This window comes from Arthrobacter sp. zg-Y1110 (genome assembly GCF_025244865.1).
Taxonomy (GTDB): Bacteria; Actinomycetota; Actinomycetes; order Actinomycetales; family Micrococcaceae; genus Arthrobacter_B.
This window is the reverse complement of the sequence record NZ_CP104272.1, coordinates 1382061-1402729: the sequence shown is the minus strand read 5'-3', so window position 1 is coordinate 1402729 and position 20669 is coordinate 1382061. Positions and strand designations below refer to the sequence as shown.

At 65.5% G+C, this 20669-nt stretch carries 19 protein-coding genes; 3 read left to right on the top strand and 16 right to left on the bottom strand.

The features are described from left to right. Nucleotides 1-26: 26 nt before the first annotated feature. Nucleotides 27-893, top strand: coding sequence for a 3-methyl-2-oxobutanoate hydroxymethyltransferase (gene panB / locus N2K99_RS06450; RefSeq protein ID WP_227933265.1), 867 nt, complete (start codon nucleotides 27-29; stop codon nucleotides 891-893). Between the two features lie 11 nt (nucleotides 894-904). Here panB and N2K99_RS06445 read toward each other — a convergent pair whose 3' ends face one another. Further along, a complete protein-coding gene (locus N2K99_RS06445) occupies nucleotides 905-1066 on the bottom strand; it encodes an SPOR domain-containing protein (protein ID WP_227922567.1) in 162 nt (53 codons plus the stop codon). 136 nt (nucleotides 1067-1202) lie between these two features. Between N2K99_RS06445 and map the strand changes: the two genes are divergently transcribed. After that, nucleotides 1203-2081 (top strand): type I methionyl aminopeptidase, encoded by an 879-nt coding sequence (gene map, locus N2K99_RS06440; protein ID WP_227922569.1) that lies wholly within the window; start codon nucleotides 1203-1205, stop codon nucleotides 2079-2081. Nucleotides 2082-2118: 37 nt separating this feature from the next. Further along, nucleotides 2119-2922 (top strand): polyphosphate--glucose phosphotransferase, encoded by an 804-nt coding sequence (gene ppgK, locus N2K99_RS06435; RefSeq protein ID WP_227922572.1) that lies wholly within the window; start codon nucleotides 2119-2121, stop codon nucleotides 2920-2922. Nucleotides 2923-3075: 153 nt separating this feature from the next. Here ppgK and nrdR read toward each other — a convergent pair whose 3' ends face one another. The 15 genes from nrdR to ftsW form a co-directional block, all read right to left on the bottom strand. Beyond that, on the bottom strand, nucleotides 3076-3576 hold the full coding sequence (gene nrdR, locus N2K99_RS06430; RefSeq protein ID WP_227922574.1) for a transcriptional regulator NrdR: 501 nt from the start codon (nucleotides 3574-3576) through the stop codon (nucleotides 3076-3078). A gap of 430 nt (nucleotides 3577-4006) precedes the next feature. Then, nucleotides 4007-5356 carry a histidinol dehydrogenase gene (hisD, locus tag N2K99_RS06425; protein ID WP_227933264.1) on the bottom strand — a complete coding sequence of 450 codons (1350 nt, stop codon included), beginning with the start codon at nucleotides 5354-5356 and terminating at the stop codon, nucleotides 4007-4009. 84 nt (nucleotides 5357-5440) lie between these two features. Continuing rightward, a complete protein-coding gene (dnaE, locus tag N2K99_RS06420; RefSeq protein WP_231709461.1) occupies nucleotides 5441-8917 on the bottom strand; it encodes a DNA polymerase III subunit alpha in 3477 nt (1158 codons plus the stop codon). A gap of 148 nt (nucleotides 8918-9065) precedes the next feature. Continuing rightward, entirely contained in the window at nucleotides 9066-10001 is a 936-nt protein-coding gene (locus tag N2K99_RS06415) for an RluA family pseudouridine synthase (RefSeq protein WP_227922579.1), read from the bottom strand. Continuing rightward, a complete protein-coding gene (gene lspA, locus N2K99_RS06410; protein WP_227922582.1) occupies nucleotides 9998-10591 on the bottom strand; it encodes a signal peptidase II in 594 nt (197 codons plus the stop codon). Before lspA ends, N2K99_RS06415 begins: the two co-directional genes overlap by 4 nt. A gap of 252 nt (nucleotides 10592-10843) precedes the next feature. Next, on the bottom strand, nucleotides 10844-11506 hold the full coding sequence (locus N2K99_RS06405; protein ID WP_227922584.1) for a DivIVA domain-containing protein: 663 nt from the start codon (nucleotides 11504-11506) through the stop codon (nucleotides 10844-10846). A gap of 156 nt (nucleotides 11507-11662) precedes the next feature. After that, nucleotides 11663-11953, bottom strand: a complete 291-nt coding sequence (locus tag N2K99_RS06400) for a YggT family protein (RefSeq protein WP_227933263.1) — start codon at nucleotides 11951-11953, stop codon at nucleotides 11663-11665. Between the two features lie 63 nt (nucleotides 11954-12016). After that, on the bottom strand, nucleotides 12017-12547 hold the full coding sequence (locus N2K99_RS06395; protein ID WP_227922587.1) for a cell division protein SepF: 531 nt from the start codon (nucleotides 12545-12547) through the stop codon (nucleotides 12017-12019). Nucleotides 12548-12653: 106 nt separating this feature from the next. Beyond that, entirely contained in the window at nucleotides 12654-13412 is a 759-nt protein-coding gene (locus tag N2K99_RS06390) for a YggS family pyridoxal phosphate-dependent enzyme (RefSeq protein WP_227933262.1), read from the bottom strand. A 50-nt stretch (nucleotides 13413-13462) separates the two neighbouring features. After that, the gene (gene pgeF / locus N2K99_RS06385) at nucleotides 13463-14185 is read right to left on the bottom strand and encodes a peptidoglycan editing factor PgeF (protein ID WP_227933261.1); all 723 of its coding nucleotides are present in this window, start codon (nucleotides 14183-14185) and stop codon (nucleotides 13463-13465) included. A gap of 41 nt (nucleotides 14186-14226) precedes the next feature. Further along, nucleotides 14227-15426 carry a cell division protein FtsZ gene (gene ftsZ, locus N2K99_RS06380; RefSeq protein WP_227922592.1) on the bottom strand — a complete coding sequence of 400 codons (1200 nt, stop codon included), beginning with the start codon at nucleotides 15424-15426 and terminating at the stop codon, nucleotides 14227-14229. A 398-nt stretch (nucleotides 15427-15824) separates the two neighbouring features. Then, complete coding sequence (locus tag N2K99_RS06375; RefSeq protein WP_227933260.1) at nucleotides 15825-16820, bottom strand: cell division protein FtsQ/DivIB; 996 nt, start codon at nucleotides 16818-16820, stop codon at nucleotides 15825-15827. Further along, complete coding sequence (murC, locus tag N2K99_RS06370) at nucleotides 16810-18243, bottom strand: UDP-N-acetylmuramate--L-alanine ligase (RefSeq protein ID WP_227933259.1); 1434 nt, start codon at nucleotides 18241-18243, stop codon at nucleotides 16810-16812. The genes N2K99_RS06375 and murC overlap by 11 nt, the downstream gene beginning before the upstream one ends. Further along, nucleotides 18240-19349 (bottom strand): undecaprenyldiphospho-muramoylpentapeptide beta-N-acetylglucosaminyltransferase, encoded by a 1110-nt coding sequence (gene murG / locus N2K99_RS06365; protein WP_227922598.1) that lies wholly within the window; start codon nucleotides 19347-19349, stop codon nucleotides 18240-18242. The genes murC and murG overlap by 4 nt, the downstream gene beginning before the upstream one ends. Then, nucleotides 19346-20668 (bottom strand): putative lipid II flippase FtsW, encoded by a 1323-nt coding sequence (gene ftsW / locus N2K99_RS06360; RefSeq protein WP_227933258.1) that lies wholly within the window; start codon nucleotides 20666-20668, stop codon nucleotides 19346-19348. Before ftsW ends, murG begins: the two co-directional genes overlap by 4 nt. Between the last annotated feature and the right edge of the window lies 1 nt (nucleotide 20669).

The window sequence follows — 20669 nt, the reverse complement described above, 5'->3', positions numbered from 1 at the left end:
GGTGCGTTGTTTAGTAGGCTCGAAGCATGACCAGTGCCGAACAGCCCTCCCCGTACGCAGCCAGTCCCGCGGACCCTTCCGTTCCTGAAGCACCGGTGCTGAAGAAAATCCGCATCTCGCACCTGCAGCAGTTGAAAGACAACGGCGGCCGGTTCGCCATGCTGACCGCCTATGACCAGTACGCCGCCGGCATTTTCGACGAAGCCGGCATCGAGGTGCTGCTGGTGGGCGATTCGGCCGCGAACAATGTGATGGGCCATGCCACCACCCTGCCTATCACCATGGACGAGATGATCGTCTTCGCCCGGTCCGTTACCGCCGGAGCCAGCCACTCGCTGGTGGTCTGCGACCTTCCCTTCGGCTCCTACGAGGTTTCCCCCGCCCAGGCCATCGAGTCCTCGGTGCGGCTCATGAAGGAAGGCCTGGTCCATGCGGTGAAGATGGAAGGCGGGCGGCATTACGTTGACCATGTCCGCGCCATGACAGCGGCAGGCATTCCGGTCATGGCGCACGTGGGCTTCACTCCGCAGGCCGAGCACGCGCTCGGCGGCTACAAGGTGCAGGGCCGCGGCGATGCGGGAGCCGCAGTGGTGCAGGACGCCGTCGCCCTCGCGGAGGCCGGCGCGTTCTGCGTGTTGATGGAAATGGTGCCCGCCGACGTCGCCGCGGAGGTCGACGCCGCAGTGCGGGTACCCACCATCGGGATCGGCGCGGGCAACGCCACCACGGGGCAGGTGCTGGTCTGGCAGGACATGGCCGGCCTGCGCGGCGGGAAGCAGCCGCGTTTCGTCAAGGCGTTCGCGGACCTGCGGACCGAACTGTCCCGGGCGGCGAAGGAATACGCCGATGAGGTACGCAGCGGTTCCTTCCCCGGCCCGGAGCACAGCTTCTAGGGGCCTAGCCCCTAGTCTTCGTCGGCGTCCCAGGCCTTGTTCCGTGCCTGCACCTTCTGCAGCGCGAGCTCGGCTTCCTCGCGGGTGGGGTACGGCCCCAGCAGCTTTGTCCAGTCCGACTGCGGGCCCTCCTCCACCTCGTGGGTCACTACGTTGAACCAGTAATCGGTCATGGGGTCCTCCTGTTGACGTGCCTTGGAACTTGCTGATGCCTTGCGTATCCCGTGCGTGTGCGTTGCGCATGGATCGGACGTGCCCTGCCGGCCGTCCCGTCCCACCCTCGGGCGCGCTGGCGATAAGATCGATGGTATGCCCCAGAAACTTGCCACTGCACCCGTTGGACACCTGACACCGGGGAGCGTGAGCCCCCGGCTCCGGGTTCCGGCGTCGATCCCCCGCCCCGAATACGTGGACAGGGAAGCACCCGCACCGTTCACCGGGTCCGAGGTTAAGTCCGCGGAAACCATCGAGAAGATCCGGATCGCCAGCCGGATTGCCGCGCAGGCCATCGTTGAGGTCGGCCGGCACATTGCTCCCGGCGTCACCACCGACGAACTGGACCGGATCGGCCACCAGTTCCTGCTGGACTCCAACGCCTACCCGTCCACGCTGGGCTACCGCGGATTCCCGAAGTCCCTGTGCTCCTCCGTGAACGAAGTCATCTGCCACGGCATTCCGGACACCACGGTGCTGCAGGACGGCGACATCATCAACATCGATATCACCGCCTACATCAACGGCGTCCACGGCGACACCAACTGGACCTTCCTCGTCGGAGACGTCGACGACGAGTCCCGGCTGCTCGTGGAGCGCACCCAGGAATCGCTGCGCCGGGCCATCAAGGCCGTCGCCCCGGGCCGGGAAATCAATGTCATCGGCCGCACCATCGAGTCCTACGCCAAGCGTTTCGGCTACGGTGTTGTCCGTGACTTCACCGGCCACGGCGTCGGGGAAGCCTTCCACACCGGCCTGATCATTCCGCATTACGACGCCGCGCCCGCCTACAGCAGGCTGATTGAACCGGGAATGGTGTTTACGATTGAACCTATGCTCACTCTCGGCACCATCGAGTGGGACATGTGGGATGACAACTGGACAGTCCTCACCAAGGACCGCAAACGCACCGCGCAGTTCGAGCACACCCTGCTCGTCACTGATGACGGCGCCGAAGTTCTGACCCTTCCCTGATCTGCCGACCCGAGCTCAGAACTACTACTGGAGAATCATGGCCAAGAAGCATAAGTCCGACAAGCACGTCGACGCCGTCATTGGAATTGATATCGGGGGCACGGGCATCAAGGGCGGCATCGTCGACCTGTCCAAGGGCAAGCTGATTGGCGATCGTTTCCGCATTCCCACCCCGCAGCCTGCAACGCCCGAGGCAGTGGCCGGAGTGGTGGGCCAGATCGTCGCGGAGCTGTCCTCCCGTCCCGGCGGTCCCGGCCCCGAGGTCCCGGTGGGCGTGACCTTCCCGGCCATCATCCAGCACGGCATTGCCCGCTCTGCGGCCAACGTGGATAAGAGCTGGATCGACACCGACGTCGACACACTGCTCACCAAGGCACTCGGCCGCGATGTGCAGGTCATGAACGACGCCGACGCCGCGGGACTCGCGGAAGCCCGCTACGGTGCAGGCCGTGAAGTAGACGGCACTGTCCTGGTGATCACCCTGGGCACCGGCATCGGTTCGGCCCTGATCTACAAGGGCATGCTGGTTCCCAACGCCGAGCTCGGCCACTTGGAAATCGACGGGCACGACGCCGAAACCAAGGCCTCCGCCTCAGCCCGGGAACGCGACGGGATCGACTGGGAAGAATACGCCCAGCGGCTGCAGCGCTACTTCTCGCACGTGGAATTCCTCTTCTCCCCCGACCTGTTCGTGATCGGCGGCGGCATCTCCAAGCGCAGCGAAGACTTCCTGCCGATGCTCGAGCTGCGGACTCCGATGGTCACGGCCAACCTCAAGAACAACGCGGGTATTGTCGGCGCCGCCCTGCAGGCAGCCATGCACTTCAAGTACATCAAGTAGCTGTTACAGCCGAAAAGCGGCGGAAGGGGTTCCTTCCGCCGCTTTTGCTATGCCTGAAATCAGTTATTGTGCGGTGCCCGTCTACGACGCGAGCTCTTTTTACTGCGCAAGGGCCTTTTTTACTGCGGGGTCCATTTACTGCGCGGGGTCCGTTTACTGCGCGGTGAGCGGGCGCTGGGCGCCGGACGGGACCCGTCCCGAGTTTTCCCGGGCCTCGGTCCGCAGCTTCTCGATGGCGGTCTCGAAATCCTCGAGGGAGTCGAAGGACTGGTAGACACTGGCAAAGCGCAGGTACGCCACCTGGTCCAGCTTCTGCAGCGGAGTGAGGATGGCCAGCCCCACTTCGTGGGCATCGATCTCCGCTACCCCGCTGGCCCGGATGGACTCCTCCACTTCCTGAGCCAGCATGGCGAGGTCGTCTTCGCTAACGGGACGGCCCTGGCAGGCTTTGCGCACGCCGTTGATCACCTTGCTGCGGCTGAAGGGCTCTGCCACCCCGGATCGCTTGATCACGCTCAGGCTGGTGGTTTCCACTGTGGAGAAACGGCGCCCGCACTGCGGGCACTGTCGGCGGCGGCGGATCGCCGACCCGTCGTCGGCAAGGCGGCTGTCCACGACGCGGGAATCAGCGTTGCGGCAAAACGGACAGTACATGTCCCGTCCTTTCGCGAAGGGGCCTTATGGTGCTCTCACTATAGGGCCCGCGCCACCGCATCACCAAGTGCGTAACCACAACATGTAGTGCCGGTATTACTACATGTAGGTAGCGCCACGTGCCGGACTGCGAAGCGCGCGGGTCAGGGGTGCCGGGGCCCGGGCCGGAACCACTCCCGTTGAGGAAAACCCCACAGTTTGTCGCAATCCCAGCAGTTTGTCGCGATTCCTGCCTCGCGCGACGCAGGGATCAGCACAAACCGCAGGGGTCCGGACAAACCGAGGGGAAACCACGGCCCCGGAACACGTAGGCGGCAGGGTTAGGCGGCTTTAATATCCCGGCGAGTTCTGCGAGCAAGGGATTTCGTTGCCGCCGTTCCGTGCGCCGAAGCGTTCCAGGCTCCGAAGCCGCCCCGGCCCGACCCGTGCGCTATTCGAAGCGGATGCTGACGGCGTCGCCGTGCGCCGGCAGGTCTTCCGCCCGCGAGAGGGCCACGATGTCGGCGCTCACTTCCTCCAGCGCTTCGCGGTTGTAGTTGACCACCTGGATGGCACGCATGAAGGTGGTGACGTTCAGCCCGGAGGAAAAAGCCGCCGTGCCGCCGGTGGGCAGCACGTGGTTGGAACCGGCGCAGTAATCGCCCAGGCTGACGGGACTGTAGTCCCCCACGAAAATGGCACCGGCGCTCCGGACCCGTGCCGCCACGGCCTCGGCGTCGGCCGTCTGGATTTCGAGGTGCTCGGCGGCGTAGGCGTCGCAGACGGCAATGCCCTGCTCCAACCCGTCAACCAGGATTACCCCGGACTGGGCTCCGGAGAGGGCCGTGCGCACGCGTTCGCTGTGCTTGGTGTCTGCGACCTGGCGGCCCAGTTCCTCCCGGACCTTCCCGGCAAGCTGCTCCGACGCAGTGACCAGGACGGATCCGGCGTTGGGATCATGCTCGGCCTGGCTGACCAGGTCCGCTGCGACCAGCCGGGCATCGGCCGTCTCATCCGCCAGGACCATGATCTCGGTGGGACCCGCCTCGGAATCAATGCCGACCACGCCCTTGACCAATCGCTTGGCAGTCGCCACGAAAACGTTGCCGGGACCGGTCACCACATCTACGGGCAGGACGGCGGCATTGGCGTCGTCCGCAGGAACGCCGTAGGCAAACGCGGCAATAGCCTGGGCACCGCCCACAGCGTAGACCTCGTCAATGCCGAGCAGCTTGGCGGCGGCAAGGATGGTGGGGTGCGGCAGTCCGCCGAATTCCTTCTGCGGCGGAGAGGCCAGCGCCAGCGAGGCGACGCCCGCTTCCTGGGCAGGCACCACGTTCATCACCACGGAAGACGGATATACCGCCAGCCCGCCCGGAACATAGAGCCCTACGCGGGAGACGGGCATCCATTTGTGCGTCAGGACCGCACCGGGACGGATTTCCACCTCGGCATCGGCAGGGCGCTGGGCCCGGGCAAAGATCCGGGTGCGCTCGATAGCTGTTTCCAGGGCGGCACGCACGGCCGGGTCCAACTGCTCGAGCGCCGAGTCGAGCGCGGCCGCCGGCACCCGGACCTCCTGCTGGTCCACGCCGTCGAACCGCTGGGCCAGTTCCGTCAATGCGGTAAAGCCCCGCGTGCGGACATCGGTAATGATGGCGGAGACGGCGTCCGACGCGGCGTCGAACGTGGTTTCGGCCCGCGGCATGGCAGCCTTCAGTTCAGCGGGGCTGAGATGCTGCCCGCGCAGGTCAATCGTGCGGAAGGAATCAAAGGCTGCTGCGGGGCTGGATGAATTCACACCACCATTCTACCCAGCCCTGTTCACGGCCGACGGCGAATATGTCGCCGGACGGAGCAATGACGCCGGGGCGCCCGGCCGGGCCTAGCCGTCCAGGCAGGCAGGGCCGAGCAGCACCTTCAGGTCACCGAACAGCGACGGAGTGGGGTTCACCCGCATGTCCACGCCCAGCTTCATCACTTCCACCGTGCGGGAGCCGTTGAGCCGGATCTGCACCTCGGAGGTACCCGGGTGCGTCCTCAGCACGTCGCCGAGCTGGGAGACCACTGTTTCCGTGGCCTTGTAGGTGGCCATGGAAATCACCACGGGTCCGGAATGGCCTTCGCTGAGGTCGGGAACGGTGAGTTCCTGCGCGTTCAGCGTGACGGCGCCGTCGTCGCGCCGCTGCAGCCGGCCGCGGACCACCACAATCAGGTCCTCGGCCAGCACGGCGGCAATCGGCCCGTACACCTGCCCGAAGAACATCACTTCCATGGACCCGGCAAGGTCCTCGATCTCGCAGCGGGCGTACGCATTGCCGCTGTTCTTGGCAATGCGCCGCTGCAGCGAGGTGATCATGCCCGCGATGGTGACGATGGCGCCGTCGGGCGGGCCTTCCTCCCCCACGATGTTGGTGATCGTGGAGTCCGCGTGCTGGCTGAGGATGCCTTCCAGGCCCTGCAGCGGATGGTCCGAGACGTAGAGGCCGAGCATGTCGCGTTCGAAGGACAGCTTGTCCTTCTTTTCCCACTCCGGCAGGTCCGGAATATCGATGCTGATCGAGTCCTCGGGCTCCTGGTCGGAGATGGCGGCGAAGAGGTCGAACTGGCCTACGGCCTCGTTGCGTTTGAGCACCACCACGGAGTCGATCGCTTCTTCGTGGATCATTGCCAGCGGACGCCGGGCATGGCCCATCGAGTCGAAGGCACCCGCCTTGATCAGGGACTCGATGGTGCGCTTGTTGCAGACCACCGCCGGCACCTTCATCAGGAAGTCCTTGAAGTTGGTGTACGCGCCCTTTTCCTCACGGGCGGCGACCATGGCCTGCACCACGTTGGCACCGACGTTGCGGATGGCGCCCATACCGAAGCGGATGTCCTTGCCGACAGGGGTGAAGTTCACCGACGATTCGTTCACGTCCGGCGGAAGCACCGTAATGCCCATCTTGCGGCATTCGTTGAGGTACAGGGCGAGCTTGTCCTTGTCATCGCCCACGGAGGTGAGCAGGGCCGCCATGTACTCGGCCGGATACTGGGCCTTCAGATAGGCGGTCCAGTAGGAGACGACGCCGTAGGCCGCGGAGTGCGCCTTGTTGAAGGCGTAGTCGGAGAATGGCAGCAGGATGTCCCAGAGCGCCTTGATGGCCGCTTCGGAGTAGCCGCGGTCCACCATGCCCTGGTGGAAACCGGCGTACTGCTTATCCAGCTCCGATTTCTTCTTCTTGCCCATGGCACGGCGGAGGATATCTGCCTGGCCCAGCGAGAAGCCGGCCACCTTCTGGGCGATGGCCATAACCTGCTCCTGATAGACAATCAGGCCGTAGGTGGTGTTCAGGATTTCCGCGAGCGGTTCCTCGAGCTCCGGGTGGATCGGGGTGATTTCCTGCTGGCCGGTCTTACGCAGGGCGTAGTTCGTGTGCGAGTTCGCACCCATGGGACCCGGCCGGTACAGGGCGATGACAGCGGAGATGTCTTCGAAGTTATCCGGACGCATACTCTTGAGCAGCGACCGCATGGGCCCGCCGTCGAGCTGGAACACGCCCAGCGTGTCACCGCTGGCAAGGAGGTCGTAGGCTTCCTTCAAGTCCAGCGGCAGGTCCTCCAGGACCAGGTCCTCGCCGCGGTTCTTCTTGATGTTCTCCACCGCGTCGGAGACGATCGTCAGGTTCCGCAGGCCGAGGAAGTCCATCTTGATCAGCCCCAGGCCTTCACAGGTGGGGTAATCGAACTGCGTGATGACCTGCCCGTCCTGCTCGCGGCGCATGATCGGGATGATGTCGATCAGCGGGTCTGAGGACATGATCACACCGGCGGCGTGGACGCCCCACTGGCGCTTCAGGCCTTCAAGTCCCAGCGCAGTCTCGAACACACGCTGGGAATCGGGGTCGGTGCGCAGCAGTTCGCGCAGCTCCTCGGCCTCCCCGTAGCGCTTGGCTTCCTTGTTGTGCACGTCGGCCAGGGACAGGCCCTTGCCCATTACGTCCGGCGGCATGGCCTTGGTCAGGCGCTCTCCGACCGAGAAGGGGTAGCCCATCACGCGGGAGGAGTCCTTCAGGGCCTGCTTGGCCTTGATGGTGCCGTAGGTGACGATCATCGCAACGCGCTCGTCGCCGTACTTCTCTGTGACGTAGTGGATCACTTCGGAGCGGCGCCGATCATCGAAGTCGACGTCGAAGTCAGGCATGGAGACGCGGTCCGGGTTCAGGAAGCGCTCGAAGATCAGGCCGTGCTGCAGCGGGTCCAGGTCGGTGATGCCCATCGCGTAGGCGGCCATTGAGCCGGCACCGGAGCCGCGGCCGGGGCCGACACGGATTCCGTTTTCCTTGGCCCAGTTGATGAAGTCGGCCACCACGAGGAAGTAGCCCGGGAAGCCCATCTGGGCGATGATGCCCACTTCGTAGTCGGCGCGCTTGCGCACGGCGTCGCTGATCCCGTTCGGGTAGCGGCGATGCAGTCCGGCTTCGACTTCCTTGACGAACCAGGACTCCTCGTTCTCACCCTCCGGAGTCGGGAAGCGCGGCATGTAGTTCGCCTTGGTATTGAATTCGACGTCGCAGCGCTCGGCGATGAGCAGGGTGTTGTCGCACGCGTCCGGGTGGTCGCGGAAGATGGCCCGCATTTCGTCCGGGGACTTGAGGTAGAACTCGTCGGCGTCGAACTTGAAGCGCTTGGGGTCGGCCAGCGAGGAGCCGGACTGGACGCACAGCAGCGCAGCATGCGCGGAGGCATCTTCGGCGTGGGTGTAGTGCAGGTCATTGGTGGCCACGAGGGGCAGCTGCAGCTCGCGGGCCAGCTTGATCAGGTCCGCCTGCACGTTGCGCTCAATGTCCAGCCCGTGGTCCATCAGCTCGCAGAAGAAGTTTTCCTTGCCAAAGATGTCACGGAAGTCCGATGCCGCCTGGACGGCTTCCCGGTACAGCCCCAGGCGCAGCTTGGTCTGGACTTCGCCGGAGGGGCAGCCGGTGGTGGCAATCAGTCCCTTGCCGTAGGTCTGCAGCAGGTCCCGGTCCATGCGGGGCTTGTAGAGGTAGCCTTCCAGCGAAGCCAGGGAGGACATCCGGAAGAGGTTGTGCATGCCCTCGGTGTTCTCGGCCCACATGGTCATGTGGGTGTAGGCACCGGCACCGGAAACGTCGTTCCTGCCGCCGTCGCCCCACTTCACGCGGGTCTTGTCCCTGCGCGCCGTACCGGGCGTCAGGTAGGCCTCCACACCGATGATCGGCTTGATGCCGGCACTGCGGGCCTTGTTCCAGAAGTCGAAGGCGCCGAACACGAAACCGTGGTCGGTCGTTGCCAGGGCGTTCATGCCCAGCTCGTCGGCGTGGCTGAACAGATCCGTCAGCCGGGCAGCCCCGTCGAGCATCGAATATTCGGTGTGGTTGTGAAGATGGACAAACGATTTCGACGTACTAGTTGCTGAAGCCACCTGTACATTCTAGGCCCCGGCGCGCGGCGCGTCGGACGCCGCCGCGCCGGGCCGCCGGCACGTGTGCCGCCGCTCTCGAGCGGGCCTAGACCTCGCCGCTGCGCAGGGCGTCGACGGCGTACTGCAGGTCCTGCGGGTACTCGCTGGTGAACTCCACGTACTCCCCCGAGGCGGGGTGGGTGAAGCCCAGTTTGCGGGCGTGCAGCCACTGTCGGGTCAGGCCAAGCTCCGCGGCCAGCTTTGCATCCGCACCGTAGGTCAGGTCGCCGGCGCAGGGATGGCGCAGGGCCGAGAAGTGGACACGGATCTGGTGGGTGCGGCCGGTCTCCAGGTGCACCTCCACCAGCGAGGCCTTGCCAAAGGCTTCCAGCACCTCGTAATGCGTCACCGACGGCCGGCCGCCCTCCACGACGGCGAAACGCCAGTCGTAGCCGGGATGCCTGCCGATCGGAGCGTCAATGGTGCCCTTGAGCGGGTCGGGCAGCCCCTGGACCACTGCGTGGTACATCTTGTCCACGGTGCGGTCCTTGAAGGCCTGCTTCAGGAGTGTGTAGGCGTGCTCGGTCTTGGCAACCACCATGACCCCGGAGGTGCCGACGTCGAGCCGGTGGACAATGCCCTGCCGCTCGGGGGCGCCGGAGGTGGAGATCCGGTAGCCGGCAGCGGCCAGCGCCCCGACCACCGTTGGCCCCACCCAGCCGGGCGAGGGATGCGCGGCCACGCCTACCGGCTTGTCGATGACGACGAAGTGTTCGTCATCGGCCAGGATCAGCAGGTCGTCAACCGGTTCGACGACGACGGCCAGCGGGTCCCGCTGTTCCGGGACGTCCGCGGTGATTTCCTGCCCGGCGTGCAGCTTGTCCGATTTCGTCAGCACCTTGCCGTTGGAACTGAAGTAGCCGTCCGTGCACCAGGTGGCGGCGACGGAACGGGAGACGTCAAGCAGGCCTGCCACTACGGCGTCGGCCCGCTTGCCGTCGGCTTCCTCGGGGACTGCGAATACTGTGTGGAGCTCGTTCATCGTGTTGCCTCGTCGTCATTGCGCTGGTCTGTCGTAACTGTCTTGCCGGAGGGCGTGCGTACGCCGTCCAGGCCGATTCCGCGCAGCGTGAGCAGGCAGACCAGGATCACGCCGGAGACCACGCAGGAATCGGCGATGTTGAAAATCGCGAAGTTCGGGAAGGCGATGAAATCCACGACATGGCCCTGGCCGAAGGACGGTTCCCGGAAGAGCCGGTCGGTCAGGTTGCCCAGCGCGCCGCCGAGCACCAAACCCAGGGCCGTGGCCCAGGCCAGGGAGCGGACCCGGAACATCAGGTAGGCCAGGAAACCGGACACGAGGACCATGATGATCGTGAAGACCCAGGTGTAGTCGGTGCCGATCGAAAACGCTGCACCGGGATTGCGGATGAAGTGCCACCGCAGGATCGGGGGCAGGACATCGGTGATCTGGCCCTCGGCCATGGTGCTGACCACCCACAGTTTCGTGAGCTGGTCGGCGATAACGGCGATGACCGCGACGGCAAGCATGATGGCAGCGGGCTTGCCCCTGCGGGCACGGCTGCGTCCGGCTCCCGTGCTGTCCGGGGTCTGCGGTGAGGAAGGAGTCATGGTGCTTTCGTGATCGGAATGCCGGCGGGAATCAGGTGCCGGCTGAACTGCGCGGTGAAACGAATGTTCGTGCATAAAACCTAAGGGCCGTCGGCCGGGGTGACCCGGCCGCCGGCCCTTAGGTTTTATTCAGCTAATACCCTGCTTAACTTCTGCATTGTTCAGCTTCTTCAATAACTCGACTTCTGGAATGCCGGCTGCTGCCTGTACATCAGTTTAACCGATCTTCCAGGAGCGCCGTGCCCGAGGCAATTACGCGTCGGCGGTTTCCGAAGCTACGGAACCGCGTGCATCCAGATCGCGCAGCTGGCCTTCGATGTAAGCCTTCAGGCGTGAACGGTAGTCCCGCTCGAAGCCGCGCAGCTGCTCGACCTTGCGCTCCAGGACAGCCTTCTGCTGTTCCAGGGTGCTGAGGATCTTGCGGCTCTTCTCCTGGGCGTCGGTGACGAGGCCGCTGGCCTCAATCTGCGCTTCGGCGATGATCTTGTCGCGCTGCTCGATACCGGCACCGACATAGTCGTCGTGCATCTTCTGGGCCATGGCCAGGATGCCGGCAGCGGTCTCCGTGTTGTTGGCGGCGGGAGCCGGAACGGGCTCCGGCTTGGCCTCGACGGGTGCCGGACGCTCTTCTACGACCGGAGCTTCAACCTTCGGCTCGGGCTTGGGCTCTTCCGGAACCTTTTCGATCTTCGGTGCGGCGGCTACCGGAGCCGGGACCGAGTTCGCCGAAGCGGTGGACCCACCGGCTGCGGCTGCAGCCAGCTGGCTGCGGAGATCTTCGTTTTCGGAGTTCAGCCGGCGCAGTTCCACCACGATCTCGTCGAGGAAGTCATCGACTTCATCCTGGTCATAGCCTTCCCGGAACTTGGTCGGCTGGAACCGCTTGTTGACAACATCTTCTGGCGTCAGAGCCATCTGGTCACCTCATACTGGATTATAAGATTCGCCTGCGAGTCAAGCAGGCGGTTCTACGTAGAGAATTACGGACATACAAAAATGCAGGGTTGTATTCGGTTTCACACTATATCGTTTGGTTTCCGAAAACTAACCGGACCCCTGCGGCGCGGAACGCTAGCGCGAGACGCCGACGACAATCTGCGTGAGGATCGATACGAGGATAAACAGGACCAGGAAAGCAAGGTCCAGGGCCACTCCCCCAAGCCGCAGCGGCGGGATGATGCGCCTGAACAGCCGGACGGGCGGGTCGGTAACACCATATACGCCGGTAGCGAGCACGAGTGCCGGCCCCTTTGGCCGCCACTGCCGGGCAAACATCTGCACGGCGTCGTACACGATCCGCAGGATGAGGGCGAGCTGGAAGAGCACCAGCACCAGGTACACCAGGGGAAGAATGATATTCACGCGCAGGGTTTCATTTCCGAAGTCGGTCGGCAGCCCCCGCGGCCCGTCGGTGCGGGCCGTGGGCTAGCTCTGGTTGAAGAAAGTGGACTGTGATTCACTGATCTTCTTGTCGTCGCCCAAAACCTCAACGTAGGACGGCGAGAGCAGGAAGACCTTGTTGGTGACACGCTCAATGCTACCGCGCAGGCCGAAAACGAGGCCGGCGGAGAAATCAACGAGGCGCTTGGCGTCCGCTTCTCCCATATCGGTGACGTTCATGATGACGGGGATGCCGTCACGGAAGCTCTCACCGATGATCTTGGCGTCGTTGTAGGAGCGGGGGTGGACGGTGGTGATCTGACGCAGGCCGGATACGTCCTCACGGGACGACGGGGCACGCTTGATGGGTGTCACGGGTGCGCGGTACTCCTCCACTGCATTACGGACGACGGGGGCAGGAACCGCTTCCGGCGCTTCCTCATCGGGCTCATGGACGGGAGCAAAGTCTTCCTCCCGGGCAGGGGCTTCCCGCAGGTGCCGCTGTTCGGACTCGTAGTGCTCGTCACCGTCGGCGAGCCCAAGGTAGATCATTGTCCTGCGCATTGCGCCAGCCATGGTTGCTCCTCTTAATCCTTCAACGCCTAGCTGCCCATTACTGTACTGTTACTGCACGGTACTGCAGGGTGCTGCGCGGCGGCTGTATGGTGTTCGTACTTTGACGCTACCGTACCGGCGGGCGCGGGCCCAGAACATCGGACCCGATTCTCAGGTGTGTCGCCCCGTGTGCGAGGGCGGCCTCGAGGTCGGAACTCATGCCGGCGGAGATGCTTCGCGCCCCTGGGTGCTGCGCCTGCAACTGCCCCGAAAGTTCCCGGAGGCGCGCGAAGGCCTCCCCGGCATCCGCGCCGAGCGGCGCAACGGCCATCAGCCCGGACAGGAGCAGCCCCGGAGTAGCGGCAACGGACTCGGCCAGAAGCGGCAGATCCTCGGGCAGCGCTCCCCCTCGGCCGGGATCCGCAGCCCGTGCGGCATCGTCCCGCAGATCCACCTGGAGGAAGCAGGACAGGTCCCCGCGTGGAACCAGCCCTTCGGAATCACGGCGCCGCTGCTCTGCTGCCATCGCCTTGCCCAGTGCAGTCACCAGGGAACGGCGGTCCACCGAGTGGACGGACGCGGCGTAACGCACCACGGACTTTGCCTTATTGGACTGCAGCTGGCCGATGAAGTGCCAGTCCAGGTCCAGATGCGCCAGGTCAGCGGCCTTTGCGGCGGCTTCCTGGTCCTTGTTCTCGCCCACGTCCCGGACTCCCAGCCCGGCGAGGATCCCGACGTCGGAGGCGGGGAAATACTTGGAAACCACAATCAGGTGCGGTTCTGCGGCACCGGCGGGGCGCTCGGCTGCGGCGATGCGGTTCCGGACGCGCTGCAGCCTGTCCCGTAGCTCATCGGCGCGGGTGGGATTCTCGGATATTGAAGTCATGGTCTTTCCATTATCTCCGGCCCGCCGGCCTTCGATGCGCCGGTGTGGATTCAGGAACGCTGCCAGATCACGCCGGCGAACCGTCCGGTGGCGGGGTCCCGGCGGTGGGAAAACAGCTGGTCGTTCTCCAAGGTGCAGCCCTCGACCCGTTCTACTGATACCCCCAGGGCGAGGAGCTGCGCCTGGGCTCCCGCGGGAAGATCGAGCGCGGGGGTCCCGCTGCGGGTTACTGCGTCAGTAGCCGGCAGCAGGGCAACCGATTCGGCCTGCATGGCAGCCGGAACCTCGTAGCACTTCCCGCACACGCAGGGTCCTATCCAGGCCCGGAGCCCGGTTCCGCCGACGGAACGCATCCGGTCGACGGCGACGGGCAGGATGTTATCCAGCAGGCCGCGGCGGCCGGCATGCACGGCGGCGGTAACCGGCCTCCCGTCCGGGCCGGCACCGGCCAGCAGGACCGGCACGCAGTCGGCAACCATGACCGCCAGCGGGGCTGCGCCGTCGGCGCTGATTAGGCCGTCCGCCGTGGGAGCACCGGAGCCGGGGCCTGCTGCTTCTGCCACCAGTGCGGAATGGACCTGGTTCATAAACCGCAGGGAGCCCGGACGGACGCCCATCGCGGACTCGAGTTCCGCACGCCGCTTCAGGACCGCATCCGGGTCATCCCCCACATGCAAAGCGAGGTTGCCCGCGGACGCGTTGGTGAATCCCGCCCACAGGTTGTCGCCAACCTGGCGGTGCCACCAAAACATCCGGGACAACCCCGCTGTCATGCTCAGCTGTTCTTGCTTTGCTGTTCTGCCTGCCGGTCTTCCTACTTCAGGAAGTCCGGCACGTCCAGGTCATCCGGACGGCCGGTGGACAGATCCGATTCCACGACTGCCGGAAGATCGATGTCGAAGCCGGCGTCGGCCGGGACATCACTGTGCTGGTGCGACCGCTGGGACCAGGCCGACAGGCCTGCGGAAGCCGGAGCGGCAGCCCCGAAGCCGCCTGCAGCCGCTGCCGAGGCAGGCGGCGTGGCCGGCTCGGCCGGCTTGTTGTGCTGCGCCGGCTGCGAGGTGACATCCACCTGGTCGAAGCCTGCCGCAATAACGGTGACCCGCGCTTCGTCGCCCAGGGCGTCGTCAATGACGGCGCCGAAGATGATGTTGGCTTCGGGGTGGGCAACTTCCTGGACCAGGCGCGCTGCCTCGTTGATCTCGAACAGGCCGAGGTCGGAACCGCCCTGAATGGAGAGCAGCACGCCGTGGGCGCCGTCGATCGAAGCTTCGAGCAGAGGAGAAGCTATTGCCAGCTCGGCAGCCTTGACTGCACGGTCCTCGCCGCGGGCCGAACCGATACCCATGAGCGCCGAGCCTGCACCCTGCATAACCGATTTCACGTCCGCGAAGTCGAGGTTGATCAGGCCCGGGGTGGTGATCAGGTCGGTAATGCCCTGAACACCGGAGAGCAGGACCTGGTCCGCGGAGCGGAAGGCATCCAGCATGGAGACGTTGCGGTCACTGATGGACAGCAGCCGGTCATTCGGGATGACGATCAGCGTGTCGACTTCGTCGCGCAGCGTATCGATACCGGATTCGGCCTGGTTGGAGCGGCGCCGGCCTTCGAAGGTGAAGGGACGGGTAACCACGCCGATGGTCAGGGCGCCGAGCGAACGGGCGATCCGGGCGACGACGGGAGCGCCGCCGGTACCGGTTCCGCCACCTTCGCCTGCGGTCACGAAGACCATGTCCGCTCCGCGAAGGACTTCCTCGATCTCCTCGGCGTGGTCCTCGGCGGCCTTGCGGCCGACCTCGGGATCAGCGCCGGCGCCCAGGCCACGCGTGAGTTCGCGGCCGACGTCGAGCTTGACGTCGGCGTCGCTCATCAGCAGTGCCTGTGCATCGGTGTTGATGGCGATGAACTCCACGCCGCGGAGGCCTACATCGATCATCCGGTTTACGGCGTTCACGCCACCGCCGCCGATGCCGACGACCTTGATGACGGCCAAGTAATTCTGCGGTGCTGCCACGTCCTGTGTCCCTTGTTCGAATCTCTGCAACTTTTATGTTTTCGCAGCTGCGTTCATTCTGCAGCTGCATGTGTCTTGCTGAACCGGCCTGCGTACAAACCGGTTCCCGGCCGCCGACGCCCCCGTGGTTTCCAGCGGAATCCCGGAGATCTCCACTGGACGCCCGGCCGAAAACCTTGAACCTACACAACCCTAACCCTCAACTTGAGGGTTATAGTTATGTCAAGTAATCCATTACTTGAGACGCTATGGGGCCAGCGCCGCTTCCGCAAATACCGCCCCCGCGTGTCGGAGGATTCTTTCGTCACGCCCGCGGCACGCTACCTGCTCCGCCCCCTGGGGATGCCCTCAGGGAGGCTCCGGTCCGGCACCTGGTTTTCAGCCGTCCTCCGCGCCGGTCAACGTGTCACCGGACGGTCGGGGGTACTGACGTCGTAAACCTGCACCGGCGGATCGGACGGCTCCATCTTCAGGAGCGCCTCAAGCACCCGCGCCTTTGCCTCGTTGGCATCGGCACTCCCCCAGAATACTGTCTGCCCGCTCTTAAGCTTCAGTTCGACCGAATCCAGCGTCTGGGCGGAGGCGTTCTCCAGCCGGCCAAGAACCTCCGGCGGCAGCGCCGCCAGTACGGCCGTAATACTGGGGAAGACACTCGCGTGAATGGCTTCGCTTCCGCCCGCGATAAGCGGAAGGGCGACCGCTGCCCGGTCAGCCGCTACTGCCAGCCGGCGACCCTCTTCGTCGATGAGGACATGCGTGTCGCCGTCCTGCAGTACGGCCACCGGAATGCGTTCGGTGACCGTAACCACCAGGGTGGACGGCGGCTGTGCTGCGACCTCGACCTTTTCGATTTCCGGGCGGTCTTTCAGCAGCCCTTCCACGTCGGCGTCGGAAATGGTGGGCAGGGTCTGCCCCTTCAACGGTTCCAGCGCTGCTTCAGCCTGTTCACGGGGCAGCAGCATGGTGCCCTCGACCACTACGGTCTTCAGGGCAAGCATCGGTGAGAAGAACAGCAGGGCAAAGAACAGTGCGGTGACGGACAGCGCGGAGCCGACCGTGATCCATGCTGCCCTGCGCCGCCGCTTGCCGGGCGGTTCCGGAAATGCCAGGACCGTTCCGTCGCTGCCTGCACTGTAGGCACCCGGCACCGGGGACTTGCCTGCGGAGCGCCGGCTGCCGGCAAAGCGGCGCGGGGCCTTGTCGGCCGGAGCGCCCGCAGGCTTCCCTGCGGATTTCCGCTTCCCCGCCGGCTTCGCCTTGGACGCGCCGGCAGCAGGCCGGACGACGGTGGAACCGGCGGCAGGCCTGTCTGCGACCGCCTGGTCTTCCGGATCCAGGGCACGTGTGGCCGTAATGGTCTCGTCGTCGCTCCCGGAGCGTTTCCTACCGGCCATTGGCGGCTTTCCCCGCTCCGGCGGCTGAACGGGCCGGAACGGCGGCCAGGCGGGCAACCAGTTCGGATCCGAGCACGGTGACGTCACCGGCGCCGACGGTCAGGATGATGTCTCCCTCGTGGGCGCTGTCTGCAACTTGGGCCACCGCGCGTTCCGGACTGTCGGCATAGCCGCCCGGGACGTGCAGCCGGGAGGTGATCAGCTCACTGGTGACGCCTTCAATCGGATCTTCCCGTGCCGGATAGATGTCCAGGACGGTGGCGGTATCGGCCAGATCCAGGGCGGCCGCGAACTCGGCCGCAAAGTTGCGGGTGCGGCTGAACAGGTGCGGCTGGAACAAGACGTGCACCCGGTGCCCTCCGGCCACTGTGCGGGCAGCCTTCAGTGCGGCGTCGACTTCGGTGGGATGGTGGGCGTAATCGTCGAACACCTGCACGCCGCGTGCGCTGCCGCGGGATTCGAACCGCCGGGCGGCCCCGGAGAACGTAGCCAGCCCCGCTGCGGCCACCCGGGGATCAACGCCCAGTTCCAGGGCGACGGCAAAGGCGGCAGCCGCGTTCAGGATGTTGTGCGCGCCCGGAACCTGCAGGACAAGCTGCACCTCGCCGTCGCGGCCGTCCACGTTGTACTGCAGGGTGCTGGCCGAGCCGGCACCGGCCGGACGGGTGTCCGTGACCCGCACGTCCGCGCCGGCCGCGTAACCGTAGGTGGCGACCCGGACGCCCGGGCAGCGTTCAACGAGGGCTACGGCACCGGCGTCGTCCGCACAGGCCACAAGCAGCCCCTCCGCCGGCAGCAGCGCCGTGAAGGCGTCGAAGGAGGCGAAGACCGCTTCCTCCGTGCCGTAGTGGTCCAGGTGGTCGGCCTCGACGTTGGTGACCACGCTGATCCGCGGATTGTAGTTGAGGAAGGAACCGTCCGATTCATCGGCTTCCGCCACGAAGACCGGTCCCGCCCCGTGGGCGGCATTGACGCCAAGGGCGGCAACGTCGCCGCCGATGGCGAAGGAAGGATCCAGTCCGGCCTCCCGCAGCATCACGGTCACCATGGCCGTGGTGGTGGTTTTGCCGTGGGTACCCGCCACCGCAATGAGGTCCTGCTCGCCCATGGCCGCGGAGAGCGCCACTGAGCGGTGGATGATCCGCAGCCCGCGGGAACGCGCCGCCGCAAGTTCCGGATTCTGCTCGCGGATGGCCGTTGACACGACTACCGTGTCGGCGCCCGCAACGTGTGCGGCGTCGTGCCCCACAAACACCTCGGCCCCCAGCGTTTCAAGGGCACGCAGTCCCTGCGAGTCCTTGGAATCGGAGCCGGAGACTTCAATGCCCTGGGCCAGGAGTACCCGGGCAACGGCCGACATACCGGCACCGCCCAGGCCGATGAAGTGTACTTTCCCAAGGTCTGTCGGGTTCAGCCGGTTCATGCCTTTGACCTATCGCTTGCTTCGAGGATGAATGCAGCCATCCGGGAGTCCGCGTCACGGATGCCCAGCGCCGACGATGCTTTTGCCATGGCTTCCAGCGCCGCCGGATCGGCCAGCAAAGGTATCAGCCTGTCGGAAATCCACTCGGCTGTGAAGAGGGCATCGGCAACCGTAAGCGCCCCGCCGGCAGCCACGAGGGCTTCGGCGTTGAGTGCCTGTTCGCCGTTGCCGTGCGGCAGCGGAACCAGGACGGCAGGCAGCCCCACTGCGCTGATTTCACAGACGGTTCCTGCCCCGGAGCGGGCCAGCAGCAGGTCCGCAGCCGCGTAGGCCTGCTCCATGCCGTCGACGTACTCCACCTGCGTGTAGCCGCGGGCGGCGATCGGTTTTCCGTCGGCGTCCACCAGGGACTTTCCACGGCCGGTGATGTGCAGTGTCTGGATGCCGGCCGCAGCCAATGCCGGAAGGGCCTGTTCCACGGCCCGGTTGATGCTTGCGGCTCCGGAAGAACCTCCGGTCACCACCAGCGTGGGCCGGTCCTGCTCCAGCCCCAGCGCGGACCGTGCGGCATTCCGCGCAGCGTTGCGGTCCAACCCCGAGATTTCCCGGCGCATGGGCATGCCGACCCACGTCGCCCGGGGCAGGCTGGTGGATTCGAAGGCCACGCCTGTCACGGCCGCGAAGCGGGCACCCACACGGTTGGCCAGCCCGGGACGCGCGTTGGCCTCGTGCACGATCACGGGAAGCGAACGGCGGCGTGCCGCCAGGTACACCGGTGTGGAAACGTAGCCGCCCACACCCACAACGACGTCGGCCTGTGCGGAGTCCAGAATCTCGCCCGCCTGCCGCACGGCACGGACTAGCCGGCCCGGCAGTTTCACCAGGTCCGCGGAAGGCCGCCGGGGCATGGGGACCCGGTCAATGGTGGCCAGCTCATAGCCAGCTGCGGGCACCAGGCGTGTTTCCATTCCGGACGCGGTCCCCACCACTGTGATGCGGGCGTCGGGGCGCAGTGCCGTAACGGCATCTGCAATGGCCAGGAGAGGGCTGATGTGCCCGGCGGTGCCGCCTCCGGCCAGGACTACGGAGAGGGAAGGCTGCGTCATGGAGCTGTTGGTTCACTTTCGGGGATTTTACGGGCAAAGGAAAGCAGGACGCCGACGGCGGCGAGCGTGAAGGTCAGCGAGGAGCCGCCATACGAAATGAACGGCAGCGGTACGCCGATGACGGGAAGCAACCCGGTCACCATCGCAATGTTCACGGAGGCCTGGCCGATGATCCAGACCAGGATGGCGCCGCAGACAATGCGGATGAACGGGTCGGTGTGGCGCATGGTGACCCGGACCGTCGCGACCGCGAGGACGGCAAAGAGGCTAACGACGACGAGCGTTCCCAGCAAGCCGAACTCCTCGCCGATAATGGCGAAGATGAAGTCGTTGTGGGCTTCCGGGATCCAGTTCCATTTCTGCCGGCTCTGGCCGATGCCCACTCCCAGCCAGCCGCCGGAGGCCAGCGCGTACATGCCGGCGTTGGCCTGGTCGCAAAGGCCGGTGCTGCAGTCCAGCTGGAGCCAGGCGCTGATCCGGCTGGAACGGTTGCTGCTCACCAGGGACATCAGTACCGCTCCCACGGCTGCTCCGCCCGCAAGGACGCCCAGGAAGCGCAGCGGGGCACCGGCGAAGAACAGGGCCGCAACCATGATCATGCCCATCACGATCACGGTGCCGAGGTCGCTTCCGAGCATGACCAGGAGGATCAGGAGCCCGCCGCCGGGCACGACCGGAATAAGGGCGTGCTTCCATTCGTTGATCAGCCGCCCCTTCCGGGACAGGACCGCCGCGAACCAGATGGCCATGGCCAGCTTCGCGGCTTCGGAGGGCTGACCCGTGATGGGCCCGATCTCGATCCAGTTCTTGTTGCCGTTGACTTCCTTGCCGATCACCAGCACAAGCACCAGCAGGAGGACGGCAACGCCGTAAAGGAGCCAGGAGAGGAAGCGGTAGTGGGGCGGCCCGAGCCGCGAGAGCCCCAGCATGGCCACAACGCCCGCCGCAGCGAACATGGACTGCTTCAGGAACAGATCGAACGTCGTAGCCGCGCCTGCATCGCTGCCGGCAGCGGCGGCAATGGATTCCACCGAGGATGCCGAAAGCACCATCATCAGGCCGATGGCGGTCAAAGCCAGGGTGGCACCGAGGATCGTGTAGTAACTGGAGCCGGTGGCGCTGCGTCCGCTGCCCTCGAGGAAGACGAGGAAACGTTCAAGGCGCGACGCCGGTTTGGCCGGCTTGGGCGCTGCCTTGCCGGCCGGGGGCTTCCCCGGAGCGGTTTTCGGTGTCACCGCGCCCGTGCCGGTATTGGCTGTGGCCGCTGGGTTCCGGCGCAGGACCGGTTTGCGTTTGCTGCCGGTGGGCGTGGTGACCAAT